Annotated in this window: 15 protein-coding genes; 7 read left to right on the top strand and 8 right to left on the bottom strand. The window is 36.3% G+C overall.

Going from position 1 to position 14,567, the window contains the following annotated elements:
• Positions 1-9: 9 nt before the first annotated feature.
• From NSQ95_RS04560 to NSQ95_RS04535, 6 genes are read right to left on the bottom strand one after another with little or no spacing between them, the layout of a single operon-like run.
• Positions 10-1,077 (bottom strand): hypothetical protein, encoded by a 1,068-nt coding sequence (locus NSQ95_RS04560; RefSeq protein WP_251552735.1) that lies wholly within the window; start codon positions 1,075-1,077, stop codon positions 10-12.
• 30 nt (positions 1,078-1,107) lie between these two features.
• On the bottom strand, positions 1,108-2,271 hold the full coding sequence (locus tag NSQ95_RS04555) for an aminotransferase class I/II-fold pyridoxal phosphate-dependent enzyme (RefSeq protein ID WP_342560408.1): 1,164 nt from the start codon (positions 2,269-2,271) through the stop codon (positions 1,108-1,110).
• Positions 2,272-2,292: 21 nt separating this feature from the next.
• Positions 2,293-3,582, bottom strand: coding sequence for a TRAP transporter large permease (locus tag NSQ95_RS04550; protein WP_251552733.1), 1,290 nt, complete (start codon positions 3,580-3,582; stop codon positions 2,293-2,295).
• Positions 3,579-4,073 carry a TRAP transporter small permease gene (locus tag NSQ95_RS04545; protein WP_251552732.1) on the bottom strand — a complete coding sequence of 165 codons (495 nt, stop codon included), beginning with the start codon at positions 4,071-4,073 and terminating at the stop codon, positions 3,579-3,581. Before NSQ95_RS04545 ends, NSQ95_RS04550 begins: the two co-directional genes overlap by 4 nt.
• A gap of 21 nt (positions 4,074-4,094) precedes the next feature.
• Positions 4,095-5,120, bottom strand: coding sequence for a DctP family TRAP transporter solute-binding subunit (locus NSQ95_RS04540; RefSeq protein WP_342560407.1), 1,026 nt, complete (start codon positions 5,118-5,120; stop codon positions 4,095-4,097).
• Positions 5,117-5,785, bottom strand: coding sequence for a GntR family transcriptional regulator (locus NSQ95_RS04535; protein WP_342560406.1), 669 nt, complete (start codon positions 5,783-5,785; stop codon positions 5,117-5,119). Before NSQ95_RS04535 ends, NSQ95_RS04540 begins: the two co-directional genes overlap by 4 nt.
• A 105-nt stretch (positions 5,786-5,890) precedes the next feature.
• Between NSQ95_RS04535 and NSQ95_RS04530 the strand changes: the two genes are divergently transcribed.
• Entirely contained in the window at positions 5,891-7,255 is a 1,365-nt protein-coding gene (locus NSQ95_RS04530) for an FAD-linked oxidase C-terminal domain-containing protein (RefSeq protein ID WP_340884864.1), read from the top strand.
• Between the two features lie 118 nt (positions 7,256-7,373).
• Here NSQ95_RS04530 and guaC read toward each other — a convergent pair whose 3' ends face one another.
• Positions 7,374-8,357, bottom strand: a complete 984-nt coding sequence (gene guaC, locus NSQ95_RS04525; protein WP_298467027.1) for a GMP reductase — start codon at positions 8,355-8,357, stop codon at positions 7,374-7,376.
• Positions 8,358-8,680: 323 nt separating this feature from the next.
• On the opposite strand from guaC, the gene NSQ95_RS04520 reads away from it, so the two are divergent.
• Together NSQ95_RS04520 and NSQ95_RS04515 are read left to right on the top strand one after the other, a co-directional pair.
• Complete coding sequence (locus tag NSQ95_RS04520; protein WP_169358773.1) at positions 8,681-8,857, top strand: hypothetical protein; 177 nt, start codon at positions 8,681-8,683, stop codon at positions 8,855-8,857.
• Positions 8,858-9,120: 263 nt separating this feature from the next.
• A complete protein-coding gene (locus tag NSQ95_RS04515) occupies positions 9,121-11,112 on the top strand; it encodes a thioredoxin domain-containing protein (RefSeq protein ID WP_342560405.1) in 1,992 nt (663 codons plus the stop codon).
• Between the two features lie 21 nt (positions 11,113-11,133).
• Here NSQ95_RS04515 and NSQ95_RS04510 read toward each other — a convergent pair whose 3' ends face one another.
• Complete coding sequence (locus tag NSQ95_RS04510) at positions 11,134-11,331, bottom strand: hypothetical protein (RefSeq protein ID WP_169358771.1); 198 nt, start codon at positions 11,329-11,331, stop codon at positions 11,134-11,136.
• 210 nt (positions 11,332-11,541) lie between these two features.
• Here NSQ95_RS04510 and NSQ95_RS04505 point away from each other — a divergent pair, with 210 nt between their 5' ends.
• The 4 genes from NSQ95_RS04505 (at position 11,542) to menC (ending at position 14,387) form a co-directional block, all read left to right on the top strand.
• Positions 11,542-11,691, top strand: coding sequence for a hypothetical protein (locus NSQ95_RS04505; RefSeq protein WP_169358770.1), 150 nt, complete (start codon positions 11,542-11,544; stop codon positions 11,689-11,691).
• A gap of 337 nt (positions 11,692-12,028) precedes the next feature.
• Positions 12,029-12,889, top strand: coding sequence for a MurR/RpiR family transcriptional regulator (locus tag NSQ95_RS04500; protein WP_342560404.1), 861 nt, complete (start codon positions 12,029-12,031; stop codon positions 12,887-12,889).
• A 71-nt stretch (positions 12,890-12,960) separates the two neighbouring features.
• Complete coding sequence (locus tag NSQ95_RS04495; RefSeq protein ID WP_298467017.1) at positions 12,961-13,251, top strand: hypothetical protein; 291 nt, start codon at positions 12,961-12,963, stop codon at positions 13,249-13,251.
• A 26-nt stretch (positions 13,252-13,277) separates the two neighbouring features.
• Positions 13,278-14,387 (top strand): o-succinylbenzoate synthase, encoded by a 1,110-nt coding sequence (gene menC / locus NSQ95_RS04490; RefSeq protein WP_342560403.1) that lies wholly within the window; start codon positions 13,278-13,280, stop codon positions 14,385-14,387.
• The last annotated feature ends 180 nt before the right edge of the window (positions 14,388-14,567 follow it).

Below are 14,567 nucleotides of genomic sequence, written 5' to 3'. Positions count from 1 at the left end.
AGAAAATAGTTAGTAAGGAGTAAAAATATCGACAATTTTCCATTCCTTATTTTCTTTTTTCAATAGATATACATTTAAAATAGATTCCTTCTTATTTCCTGTAGTAGCAAGGTCCTCAACTTCCACATAGGCATAGCCACTAATGATGGAGTAGACATAAACGTTTACCAGTTCGAACTTTGTATCATTTTCATTGAAGGAAGTTTGAATATCCTCTTTTAAAAATTCATAGTCAGGAAAATCCTTACCGTATAACGAGAAAACTCCCGTTACATCTTTTTTATTGATCAGTTGGTTCATTTGACCAAAATAAATGTTGAAGTCTTTTTCTTGTGCAACAAAATTTATGTCCTTTCGCATGACCTTGCTGTATTCTTCAAATAGTCGATAATACATCGTATCATCTTTTATGGATTCTAAAGTTAAAAACAATTCGTTTAGAATGGAGTCTTGCTTGGTTTTCTTTTGGATAGCCTGGTCCAGCTTAGTTATTAAGCCTTTCGCTAGCTTTGCAGATTTTACATTAAGTAGCATCTGTTCGGCAGGACTCTTATATTGAGTAATAAAAGCGTCGCGTGTTGACTTACCATAAACTCTATATAAAAGCTTTCCTTGCTTTCTAATTTCCTCGGATAAAGCATGATAAGCAGTTTCCGTAAGCTTAGAGCTTGGATCCTTTCTATACTCTTGTTGAAGAGTGTTAGCCAGCTTTTGAATTTTATTGCCAGACGTAATAGCATCCACATATCCCATGGAGCGTTTATAATGAATCCCGGCTGTTTCCTCTAATTTTTTTTCTAATTCTGCCCTTTTAGCTGGATCACTTATCGAGGAAATCTCTTTTTGTGCCGTTAGATAAGCAGATTTAGTCGAATTGAATACCTTCATATCTGGAGTTTTAATAGACTGGGTATGTTCAATAGAAATTTGCCATTTTAAAGCCGTTGCTTCTTTCTCCGCTCTCTGAACTAGTGCTTCCGCTTTTGTTAATGACGCTGCCTGTACATTCGCTACGGGAGCGAGTATAACACTACTAAAAATTCCAAGTGCAAGTGAATACGTAATTACTTTTTTCATTGTATTCTCCATTTCGTCATGTAATAGAATTCATTGGGACTGAATTTTTTCTATAAAACGTTCTAAACGATTTAAACCCTCTTCTAATACGGCCATGGAATAAGCATAGGAAATTCGAATATAGCCCTCTCCATAAGGTGTAAAGGTACTGCCAGGAACTACTGCTACTCCACCTTCATGTAGTAGCTTCGTTGCAAAATCAAAAGACTTCATACCTAAACGTTCTATGGAAGGAAAAATATAAAATGCACCATTCGGCTTAATGACAGGAAGACCCATCTTTAACAAGCGATCATATACATAGTCACGTCTTGTTACATACTCCATATTCATTGCGCTTGGGATGTCCTTGGAATTGGTTAATGCCTCTAGTGCACCGTACTGTGATGGCAAAGAAGCACAAATAGAATTGTAAAGATGTACTTTTAACACATGCTCCATAATTTTCTCAGGACCTAATATGAATCCAATCCTCCAGCCAGTCATCGAATGCGACTTAGAAACCCCATGGATATAAAATAATTTGTCTCGCAGCTCCGGATAGGAAGCAAACGAAACATGCTCTCCTAAAAATGTATTCTCACTATAAATTTCATCGGAGACAATATAAACCTCTTTATCCTTTAACATTTCCACTAGCTGATCCATTACCTGCTTTTCAATAACCATGCCAGTAGGGTTTGAAGGATTATTAAACAAAATAGCCTTCGTTTTATCTGTAATAAGCTTCTCTAATTCATCTACTGAAGGCTGTAGACCAGTATTAGTTGTATCTAAATAAACGATCTTAGCGCCACAAAATTTAATAACAGGTTCATAGCCCGAGTATATCGGAGCCGGCAATATAACCTCGTCGCCTTCTTCTAAAATAGTTCGAAAAACTGTATCGATAGCTTCACTCGCACCGTTTGTGATGACAATTTCTTTAGTTGGGTTGTAGGAAAAACCATATTTATCTGTAAAAAAATTATTAACAGCTTCTCTTAACTCTATTAACCCAGCATTGTGAGAATAACCAGTTAAATCATTTTGAATAGCGTGTATTCCCGCATCCTTCACTGCCTGCGGAGTAGGGAAATCTGGTTGTCCTATTGTTAGATTAACTGCATTTGGGAAATTAACGAGCTGATTCGAGAACTGACGAATACCAGGTTGTTCAAGTGCTATCGCACGTGGGTTAAGTTGTAAAGACATATAATTATCCTTCTTTCACAATTATTTATTGCTTAGAATACTTGGAAGCCATAAAGATAAACTCGGTAAGAATGTGATGAGGATTAAGCAAACAATCATACTAAATAAAAATGGAATAATCGCCATTATGATTCTTTCGAACTTCACATTACCTACACTAGAAGCTACAAACAGGTTTACACCAAGAGGTGGTGTGATAAAACCAATAGCTAAGTTAGTAACTAATATTACCCCAAAATGAATGGGATCGACACCGACTGCAATAACAATCGGCAAAAGAATCGGTGTTAGAATGACTAATGCAGATATTGTATCAATAAACATTCCTACTATTAATAGTATGACATTAATAGCTAGTAAAATGACAATTGGATTGGTAGATAATTCGGTCAAGAAAGAAGAAATATCATTGGGCACCTGTTCTAAAGTCATGAAATATGCAAAGGATACGGAAAGACCGATAATAATCATCGTAGTAGCATTTATAACAACTGCTTCGCGGAAGCATTCAAATACGGATTTCCATGTAAGCTCCTTATAAACAAACAAGCCGATAATTAAAGCATAGACCACTGCTACTACAGCAGCTTCTGTTGGCGAAAAGAAGCCTCCATAAATCCCACCCAAAATAATAACTGGGATAAGCAATGCCCACTTGGCATCGTATGTAGCTTTTAACACATCCTTAAATGAAAAGCGGGCAGTTCCCTCGGACTTATAGCCTCGTTTTTTAGCAATAAAATACGCGGTGATCATCAGACCAATACCAATGATAATACCTGGTAATATCCCTGCTAGGAACATGCTTCCTACAGATACGCTTCCTATTACCCCATACAACACAAATGGAATACTAGGTGGAATAATTACGCCTATAGATCCTGCTGAAGCGGATACAGCCGCTGCATATCCTCCGTCATACTTTTTGTTTTTCATTTCTGGAATCATAAAACCGCCAATTGCAGCTACAGTTGCAGGTCCTGATCCCGAAATAGCGGCAAAAAACATGGATGCTACTATGGTTACTAGAGACAATCCCCCTACTATCCAACCTACTAAAGCAGTAGCTACGTCCAGCAATCTTTTAGAAACTCCGCCTTTACTCATTAGTACTCCAGCCAGCATAAAGAAAGGAATTGCTAATAGCGGGAATGAATCCAAGGATGTAAATGCTTTTTGGGCTATAATACCCAGTGGAAGATTAGAACCAAAATAAATGGCAACTAGTGCGGAAACACCTAAAGAGATAGCAATAGGAACTCCAATTAAAAGGCAAATAAACAGTGTACCGAACAAAAGAGCTACTGTCATAGCATAATCTCCTCTTCCTTAGGTTTTTCGTAATTGCCACGTATCACTTCTTTTACTTGAATGACTAACCGAATAGCCATCCCAATCCCACCAAGTGGTATAGCTAAATACGGAATCCAAATTGGTATTTGCATAGCTGGAGCCAGTTGTCCATGATTAATACTACTTAAAACAAGCTCTGTACCAAACACAGCTAAAAACAGTGCCATTACAAACCAAATTACTATGGATAAAATCTCAAGCACCTGACGAAACACCCCGTGGAAGCGGGTGATAAATGCTTCCACGCGAATGTGCTGTCTTAATTTAACTGCATAGCTTGCCCCAATCCATACTTGGAAAATATGAATATATCTCGCCATTTCCTCTGTCCAGCTTGGTGCAGAGGAAAAAACATATCTGCCTATTACTTGACCAAAAATAAGTGCAACCATTAAACCAAGGGAAAGTACTAGCAATATCTCTTCGAACCTTGCAAATTTCTTTAGCATATACGTTTCACCCCTGCTCTATTATTGATTGTTTGCTTCTTCTGCCATATTGACAAGATCTTCCCCGATTTCAGATACATATTTATCATAAACGGATTGAGTTGCGTCCTTGAACTCGTTACGTTGCTCTTCCGTCAATTCATTTACTTTCATACCTTCCTGCTTCAATTTCTCTAAAAATTCTACATCTTGCTTTTGGGCAATTTCACGTTGCTCTGTTCGATACTCTTCAGATGCAGTTTGCACTAGCTCCTGCAAATCATCTGGTAAACTATTAAAGAAGTCATTGTTCATCAACAAAATAGTTGCAGCATAGACGTGGCTAGTTAAAGTTAGATATTCCTGAACCTCGTAAAACTTGTTTGTATAATATAAAGAAATGGGTGATTCCATTGCTTCATATGTATTTTGTTGCAGTGCCGTGTATAATTCCCCAAAAGCAAAAGGTGAGGCATTGGCACCAAAAGCTTTAAATGTGTCTGTATGTACTGGGTTTTCTAATGTTCGATATTTTAAGCCCTTTAAATCTTCTATTCCCTCTATTGGTCCCTCGTTATTAGACATATGACGGAATCCATTCTCCGCAAAAACAAGTCCCTTCATATCGTTACTCTCTAACTCTGCAAGAAGTTTATCGCCTAATTCACCATCAAGTGCTCGATAAGCTGCATCATGGTCATTAAACAAAAACGGTAAGTCAAAAACCATAAACTTTTTATTGAAAGAAGCTAATGGTGCTACTGCTGGAATAGTCATTTCAATATTACCTAACTGTACCGCTTCAATTCCTTCACGATCGGATGCATATAATTGTCCATTTGGATATAGTTCAACTTTTAAACGTCCATCCGATTCTTCCTCTAACTTTTCTTTAAAAGACTTAGCTGCTAGATGAGTAGATTGCTCTTCAGATACTAAGTATGCAATTCGAAGTGTATATTGCTCTTGTTCCTCCCCTGAGCTAGATGTTGACGTACTTGTTGATGGCCTTCCACATGCACTTAACGTAAGTAAGGTGATCAGTAGTATAGCTAATAATTTTTTCATTTCTTTTCCTCCTCATTGAAATATAATAAAAATCTTCTTTCTACATTATCTAGGTGAATTGCCATAAGTTGTTTAGCCAAATCGTTATCTTGTACCCGCAGGGCCCGTACTATCTCTTCATGCTCATAATAAGCCTCCTCTGCGCTGACCTCTAATGTATTGGAAAGAATCAGAAAAGCACGATTACTTCCAGCGTTAGCATCATTTATCAGTTCACCCAGCTTTCTGTTGGGTCCTATACTTCCAATCAGCAAATGAAACTGTTGATCTAAGTCGTTAAACGTGTTGTATCTTTCCTCTTTAATGGAAGTTAATTGCTCCTCAAGATTTTCTTCTAATGCACACAATACTTCCTCGGAAATATAACTTGCATTTTGGTCAATATTATATATTTCTAATAATCTACGTATTTCCATATAATGTAGCCCGTCTTCTTTTGTAAAGGTTGCTACAATTGCCGGTTTAGCCTTATTTACTTCAACTAGGCCCTCAGCCGCTAATCTTTTTAAAGCTTCACGCAAGGGAGTTCGACTAATCCCTAAATCTAATGCTAGCTTTTCTTCCGGTAATTCTTCCTGCTGTGCTAGTTTCCCGCTAATAATAGCGTCCTTTAAGGCATTAAACGCTTGATCAGCTAAAGATTCTTTTGGAGAAAGCTTTTTCAAAATAATTTCTCCTTCCTGTATACTGTATACATGAATAATATATTATGTTAATATTATTGTAAATAAATATTTTGAATTTTTAGATATACAGGAGGATTGTCATTTATGGAAGCACATCTATTTGACCAATTTGAAGAGGTACTAGGAAAAGAGAAAATAAGTAAAAGTGAATCAGAATTATATAGACATAGTCGAGATGAATCCTCCCACCCTTTTGTGGAGCCAGATTTTGTATTGTTCCCGGATAGTGTAGAGGACATTGTGACCGTTCTTAAAATAGCTAATGAACATAAAGTACCTGTTACTCCATATGGCGCTGGTTCTGGCCTTGAAGGTCAAGCTATTCCAATTCACAAGGGGATTTCTATTAGTTTTGATAATATGAAAAAAATAATAGAATTTAATCCTGAGGATATGATGGTTACTGTGGAGCCAGGTATCACTCGTCTACAGCTAAACCATTTTGTTAATAAGCACGGTCTATACTTTCCAATTGATCCTGGTGCTGATGCCTCCATTGGAGGAATGGTCGCAAATAATGCAAGTGGAACGACCGCTGTACGATACGGCTCAATGAGAGATCAAATTTTAGATTTAGAAGTTGTTTTAGCAAACGGTACCGTTATCCATACAGGATCCAAGGCAAAAAAATCTTCCTCGGGCTATAACTTGAATGGAATTATGGCTGGATCAGAAGGAACGTTAGGAGTAATTACAAAGGTTACTTTAAAGCTTCATGGCATTCCAGAAAAAGTGATAGCTGCTCGTTGTACGTTTGAGTCACCTGGAAAATGTGCTGAAGCTGCTCAAGCAGTTTTATCGTGTGGGATTCCGGTACTTAGAATGGAATTAGTAGATGCTGAAAGTATAAAACAAGTAAATGTATATGGGGATTATGGATTCCCAGAAGAGCACTCTCTATTCTTTGAATTTGCAGGTACTCCCAATATCGTGGAAGAGGAAGCAACCGTGGTAGAAGAATTAATGAAGGATTTAGACTGCAACAATTGGGAGCGCGCCAATTCCCCAAAAGACCGAGCTGACATTTGGAAGGCTCGTCATGAACTTTCTTATGCCTATAAGCATATTAAAGGAAAAGATAACACTGGGGCCGATGCTTGTGTACCTATTTCCAAGTTAGCAGAAATGGTCGTATTTGGTCGCATGCTAATAGAGGAAAGTGGTCTTCTAGGTGGCGTGTTCGGACATGTGGGTGATGGTAATTTCCATACGATGGTCATGTACGACCCTAACGATCCAACAGAAGTAGCAAAAGCCAAGTATACAAATGACCAGATTGCTTTAAAAGCGATCGACTTGGGTGGCAGTTGTACAGGGGAGCACGGAGTTGGAGTCGGTAAAATGAAATACCAGCTTAAGGAGCATGGTGAGGCAGTGGAGCTAATGAAGTCTATTAAATTATTATTTGATCCGAATGGAATTTTAAACCCTGGGAAAATATTTATTTAATTATTCGTATTTTTATGTAATAGCACGAATAATTAGTAGAAAGTAGTAATATATACGCTTTCGTGTATATTCAAAAGGACTGCGCAGTTTAATTCACTGTGCAGTCCTTTTTTTAAAATTAATATACCTTATCTCCATTGAAAATGGAGTTTTTCACAACGACATAATCTACATTACGAATAGCGTCCAATTTGTTTCCGCCTGCATACGAAATGGAAGATTGTAAATCCTGCTCCATTTCTCTTAAAGTATCCTCAAGATGTCCTTTATGCTCGACGAACATTTTTTTGCCTTCAACGTTTTTCTTTTCCCCTTTTTGAAACTCAGAAGCAGATCCGAAGTATTCTTTAAAACGTTTTCCATCTTTTTCAATCGTCACTCCAGGAGATTCCTCATGACCAGCAAAAAGTGAACCGACCATTACCATGGATGCACCAAATCGAACAGACTTAGCTATATCGCCATGTGTACGAATACCGCCATCCGCTATGATTGGTTTACTAGCAGCTTTTGCACACCAGCGTAACGCAGCTAACTGCCATCCACCAGTTCCAAAGCCTGTTTTAATCTTTGTAATACAAACCTTCCCTGGTCCAATCCCAACTTTAGTAGCGTCTGCTCCTGCATTTTCTAACTCCCGTACAGCCTCTGGAGTTCCTACATTTCCTGCAATCACAAAGCTTTTTGGCAAATAACTTTTAATATGCTTAATCATATTAATCACGGCATTAGAATGACCATGTGCAATATCTATTGTAATAAATTCAGGTACTAATGACTTGTTCGCTAATTCCTCTATGAAATGATATTCTTCCTCTTTGACACCAACACTTATCGAAGCAATCAAGCCTTTAGATTGCATATCCTTAATAAAATCTATACGCTTTTCTGGCTGAAATCGGTGCATGATATAAAAATATCCTTTTTCAGCTAAATACAAAGCTATTTTTTCATCTATAATTGTTTGCATGTTTGCAGGGACTACCGGTAATTTAAATTTATACCCACCTAACGAAACTGTTGTATCACATTCCGAACGACTGTTAACCACACATTTCGCAGGAATTAATTGAATATCCTCATAATCAAATACGTTTTCCACGCCTCAACACTCCCAAACACGAATATTTATATTAAAAACAAAGGTAATTGTTCGCCCATTTGATAATTTACATGATTTCTCCACTCTTGTCAAAGACTTTTAGAGAAAAACATGAATATTAGGAACGAAGACATAGAAGCATTTGTATGAAATGGCATGAAAATAACGTGAAGGAGCGTTATATAGTAAATAAAAAGGTTTATAACTAACCAGTAAATAAAATAGTGCCTACTCGTGTGAATTAAGAAATTATTTTGTAGACAGGCACGAGCGGAATCCATTACTAATCTATTTCATATGTTAAGAGAGAGGAGGTTTTTATTATGTTGCCAGCTATACTATTACAGTTTGCTTACCTATTTATTTTTATATGGTCAGTAGCTATGCTAGTACAAGACTTTCAAGGGACACAAAAAAACTGGTTAACGGTTTTATTGCACATATCTGTAGCAATCGTTTCCCTCAACTATTTACTTGTGTCACTCGGCGTAAGTATTTAGCAATTGTAAAGAATCCTGTTTACCTAAGCGTAAACAGGATTCTTTTTTTCTTCATCAATAAAACTTAGCTCCTGTGTGTTATTAAAAGAACTTTAGTCATTTTATTTTCTATTAAAGTTTCGCTTTATTTACATAGAAAAATCATGAAATTGATGCCACTAAAATTCAGCTATACTAGAGATATTTTCAAGAAATAAAGAGTAACTAATTAGCAGTAAGGGTAAAGTATTTAATAACATTTAAAGACAGAAAGTGGGATGTTCATGTCGTCACAATGTCACAATAGATTATCCAAAGAAAAATCTCCCTATTTACTTCAGCATGCCAATAATCCTGTTGATTGGTTTCCATGGGGAGAGGAAGCTTTTGAAAAAGCACACAAGGAAAACAAACCTCTGTTTGTAAGCATTGGCTATAGTACATGCCACTGGTGTCACGTAATGGAAAGAGAATCGTTCGAGGATCAAGAGGTCGCTAACATATTAAATAAGCATTTCATATCGATTAAAGTAGATCGTGAAGAAAGACCGGATATTGACTCGATATATATGACTATTTGTCAAATGCTAACTGGAGAAAGCGGCTGGCCACTCCATGTTTTTCTAACGCCTGACCAAAAACCTTTTTACGCGGGAACCTATTTTCCAAAGAAACAAAAATATGGGAAACCTGGACTGTTAGATTTATTGCCTCGCTTACATAAAGCATATGAAAATGAATTTGATCAACTAGAAGAAGTAAGTGAAAAATTAATAGAAGCTTTTCAAGTAACTACTACAACTAACAACCATACAGCTATAGAGCCAAATATAATAGAAACTGCCTTTCATCAGTTAGCTGGTATGTTCGATTCTCAGCACGGAGGCTTCGGTAAAGAACCTAAGTTTCCCTCCCCTCTACAGTTGCTCTTTTTAATGAGGTATTATCATGAAACTAATGAGGATGATGCCCTTCATATGGTTGAAATTACATTAGACGGTATTGCTCGTGGTGGAATTTCAGATCATCTTGGTGGTGGATTTGCTAGATACTCAACGGATGAAATGTGGCTTACTCCACATTTTGAGAAAATGCTCTATGACCAGGCATTACTTTTAATGGCATATACGGAGGCTTATCAAATTACTAGAATCCCTCAGTATGAAGAAGTTGTATACAACACTGTTAAATTTGTTGAACGAGAAATGACTCATCCCGAAGGTCCATTCTATTCAGCAATTGATGCGGACAGTGAAGGTGAAGAAGGAACTTATTATGTTTGGTCTTTTCAGGAAGTAATACAAGTCTTGGGTGAGGATGAGGGTACACTTTTTGCAAGATCCTATGATATTACAGAAGAAGGTAATTTTGATGGAAGAAATATACCTAATTTAATCTATACTGATATTGCTTCTATTCTAGAGGAATTTAATATATCGGAGGATGAATTGGAAGAACGATTAGATGCTTCTAAAGCTATTCTATTAGAGCATCGTCAGAATAGGGCTTACCCACATATTGACGACAAAATAATTACCTCATGGAATGCTTTAATGATTGCCGCTCTTGCCAAAGCTGGAGCCGCTTTTACGAATCCTCACTTTATAAGCTCTGCAAAAAGAGCTGTGCAATTTATTGAAAATCATCTTATTAAGGAAAATGTTTTATACGCAACTTATAGAGATGGTGAAGCGAAGAACGTTGCTTATTTGGATGATTATGCAAATTTGTTGTGGGCATTTGTTGAGCTTTATGAAGCAACGGATGAGGAAGAGTATTTAGAGAAGGCAAAACAGATAGCCTCAGAGATCATGGACAACTTTAAAGATGAAGTAAATGGTGGATTTTATTTTACGAGTACACGTGGAGAAAAACTAATTGTTCGAGAAAAAATAATTATGGATCAAATTATTCCTGCTGGGAACGGGACAATCGCTTGGCAGTTTTGGAGGTTAGCTAAAATTACCGACAATCCAGATATGCTTCAACTAGCTGAAAATACTATTTCCACTTTTGCTGAGGAAATTACACTTTATCCTACCTCTCTATTGTCTTCGCTAATGGCATTCCAATCGTTAAATAGCAAAGGAAGAGAAATTAAGTTAATTGGTAACCCAATAAGCGATATCTTAAAGGTGCTTCAGACAACATATAGACCGTTTGATATTTGGTCAACCACAGCGCCTTTAGAAGCCTTGTCGGTAGAAATTTGTCAAAATAATAGTTGCCATGCACCACTTAAAGATATAGAAAAAGTCATTAAAGAAATAACTTAAATAAATTCCATGGAGAAGACATCAAGAGTGGTCTTCTTTTTTTGGTATGTGAATATACATCTCAATCAGCTTTACTTTTTCACTCAATTCAATTAAAGCTCGCATTATTTGTTGCTGGTCGATTTTTGTCATGCTAGTTTGATGCACCATTTGTTCTACTGACTTTTCCACATGAATTATACTTTTATTCATTCCATCTACAAAATGTTGAACCGACATTAATAGACCTCCTTCTTTTTTATTATTTTACTCTATCTACTTTTTTCTGCAATTTTCAGAATTAAATATATATCGTGATTATGACATAATGCGATGATATACGCATAAATAATAGAATTTTAGCCTCAATTTACAGAATGAAATTTTTTTTTTGGACTTTTTTCTTTTTCCTTAGAATATATTGAAGTAAAAGTTGAGAGGGGATATTGGTTGAGCTCAAATTCAAATCCTGTTGATTCTAATGAAATGAAAAGAAGGCAAGATCTAGATGAAATTGCCTCCCTTAATATGATTGGAGAAGGCTGTCCATTTTTTGACGAAGAAGAAAAAATAGTTCAGGAGAAAAAAGAGAATAAATAACTATCCCCCCACCATACGTGGGGTTTTTTATTGGGTTGCGCGGAAATGAGGTTGTGAAATTTTTATGAACTTGATTGGATTAGCTAAAACCGTTGACTTAAAACATAAATCAATTAACTTTCACCTATAAATAAGAACATTCTGTACCTTATTGTTTGTGTCCTTTATAAAAAAAGGATTTTATATATATACATTGATATACACTATTTAAAACCCCTATCTAAAAAAAGTAATTGTAATGAATGGAATATTATGATAAATTAAGCATTATCAGAAATTGAAGCTTAACCTTCAAACGACATAAAAAATAACGCCTTAACTTCAAAAGGAGAACCCCGTGCATTTACAAAATCTTATTCGCGAAAATTTTGTTACTATGTCTAAAAGCCAAAAAAAAATGGCTACTTATGTATTAGATCATCCTCGGGATATAGCGCTTTGTTCAGCTGCCGAATTAGGAGGAAGAATAGGAATAAGTGAATCGACTGTTATTCGATTTTCCTATACACTTGGCTTTTCCGGCTATGTAGAACTTCAAAAGCTTATGCGTGAACATTATTTTATCAACGAATCCTCAACAAGTCCTTACCAATACACAGAAATTGAATTATCTAAGGAAGAAAGCTTTCATAGACAAGTCATGGAAAAAGATATTCAATCTATTCAAGCTACTATGGATCAAATCGATGCCGCATCTTATTACGCAGCCGTACAAAGACTTTCAAAGGCAAAATCAATATATGTATTAGGCCTTCGTACCTCCTACCCTGCCGCCAATTGGCTTTCCTTTTCAATTGGTTTAGTAAAAGAAAATGTTCACTTTATAAGACCGGACACAGAAGATGTGATTAGGACCATTGCTAGCATGAATTCAAATTCGGTAGTAATTATTATATCGTTTCACCGTTATTTGAAAGAAACGCTTCAAATTGCAGAATTAGTTAGAAAACAAAAGGCTTATATTATTGGCATAAGTGATTCTATGCTTGCCCCTATACATGAATATAGCGACGTGTTATTCCCTGTATCTACACAAAACAAGTCAACCTTTGATGCCGTTGCACCTTTGTTTTCTTTTATGAACGCCATTGTTTCAGGGTTAATAGTGGAACAAAAGGATGCCTTTAAAAATAGACAGCTGATGTATCAAAGTATCCCAAGTCATTTTCTTTTTGAAGGTGCCGATGAAAATTCTTAATTTTAGTAGGATATCAATGAAATTAAGTATAAAAAGTGGTAGATTAAGAGTAAGAAAGCGGAGGATAATCGATGCCGGAGAATACAAAGTTTACACAGCCTTTTCACATTGACTTTACAGAAAATAATTATCCTGTCTTAATCGAGCCACGCATATTTGTACCGACTGAGGAAGCTTATGAAGTGCCAATTCCTCAACTGATTCAAGAAATGCGGGTCACAGAGCCTGATCTAGCATTAAAATGGGACCTTCAGATTAGAAAAATCATACAAACTCTATTCATTGAAAATTATTCCATAATTGCTGTTCGTAAAACTAAGGAACCGGTGAATTATTATCAGTTTATAAAAAAGATGAAATAACCTCCCAATTAAGGAGTTCTATAAAAATGATTATTAAAAAAGTAAAATTACATCATCTAAATATGACGATGAAAAATTCGTTTGTAACAAGCTTTGGCAGTGTTCAGGAGAAGCCTTTTTTGTTAGTCGAAGTTATGGACGAAAGTGGAAATACCGGCTGGGGTGAGTCTACCGCCTTTCATGCCCCTTGGTATAACGAGGAAACCTTTCAAACTAATTTACATATTATTAAGGATTTCTTAATCCCGTTACTATTAAATAAGGATATAAATCATCCAGATGAAGTGTCTGCTATATTTTCCCCTATTCGTAAAAACAATATGGCTAAGGCTGCAATAGAAGGTGCGATTTGGGATCTTTACTCAAAAAGAAATAGTCTTCCTTTATCTGAAGCACTTGGTGGGACCTTCAAAAATATCGAGGTGGGAGTCAGCATTGGCTTACAAAAGAGTTCTGATGAACTTATAAGTGTCGTAAAGAATTACGTACAGGCAGGGTATAAACGTATTAAAGTGAAAATCAAACCCGGAAGCGATATTTCTTTAATCTCTGCTCTAAGAGAAGCGTTTCCCGAATTACCTTTAATGGCAGATGCTAATTCAGCCTATACCTTAGATGACATAGAAATATTTAGGCAGCTTGATCAATATAATCTTTTAATGATCGAGCAGCCTTTAGGTTACGATGATATAGTTGACCACTCAAAACTTCAACGAGAAATTAAAACACCTATTTGCTTAGATGAAAGTATCCTGTCACTTGAAGATGTAAAGAAAGCCATTGAATTAGGTAGCGCTAAAGTTATTAATATAAAAATAAGTCGCGTCGGGGGACTTACAGAAGCAAAAAAAATTCATGACTATTGCTTAGAAAAAAATATACCAGTTTGGTGTGGTGGAATGCTGGAAGCTGGTATTGGTCGTGCACATAATATTGCACTTGCCTCGTTACCTAACTTTACGTTTCCGGGAGACACATCGAGTTCATCCCGTTATTGGGAGGAGGATATTATTACTCCTGAAGTCGTTGCCAAGGATGGATATATTACAGTGCCGACAGGCTATGGGATAGGCTATGAGCCGAATTTAGAATCAATTAAAAAATTCACGGAGAATCTGTGGGAATTTAAAGCCTAGAAAATATCTTCATTTAAAAAAGGGTTGTAAGTGCAAACTACACTTACAGCCCTATTGTCATGTGTCAATCCTTTTTAAAGAATATTACGTATACTTGTTCCCTCCTACTTATTCTCATCTAAAAAGAGGGTGGGACAAAACTCTACTCAAAAATAAAAAGCCTCGAAAATTTTACGACCT

This window comes from Psychrobacillus sp. FSL W7-1457 (assembly GCF_038593405.1).
GTDB lineage: Bacteria > Bacillota > Bacilli > Bacillales_A > Planococcaceae > Psychrobacillus.
This window is presented reverse-complemented; position numbering and strand designations above follow the sequence as displayed.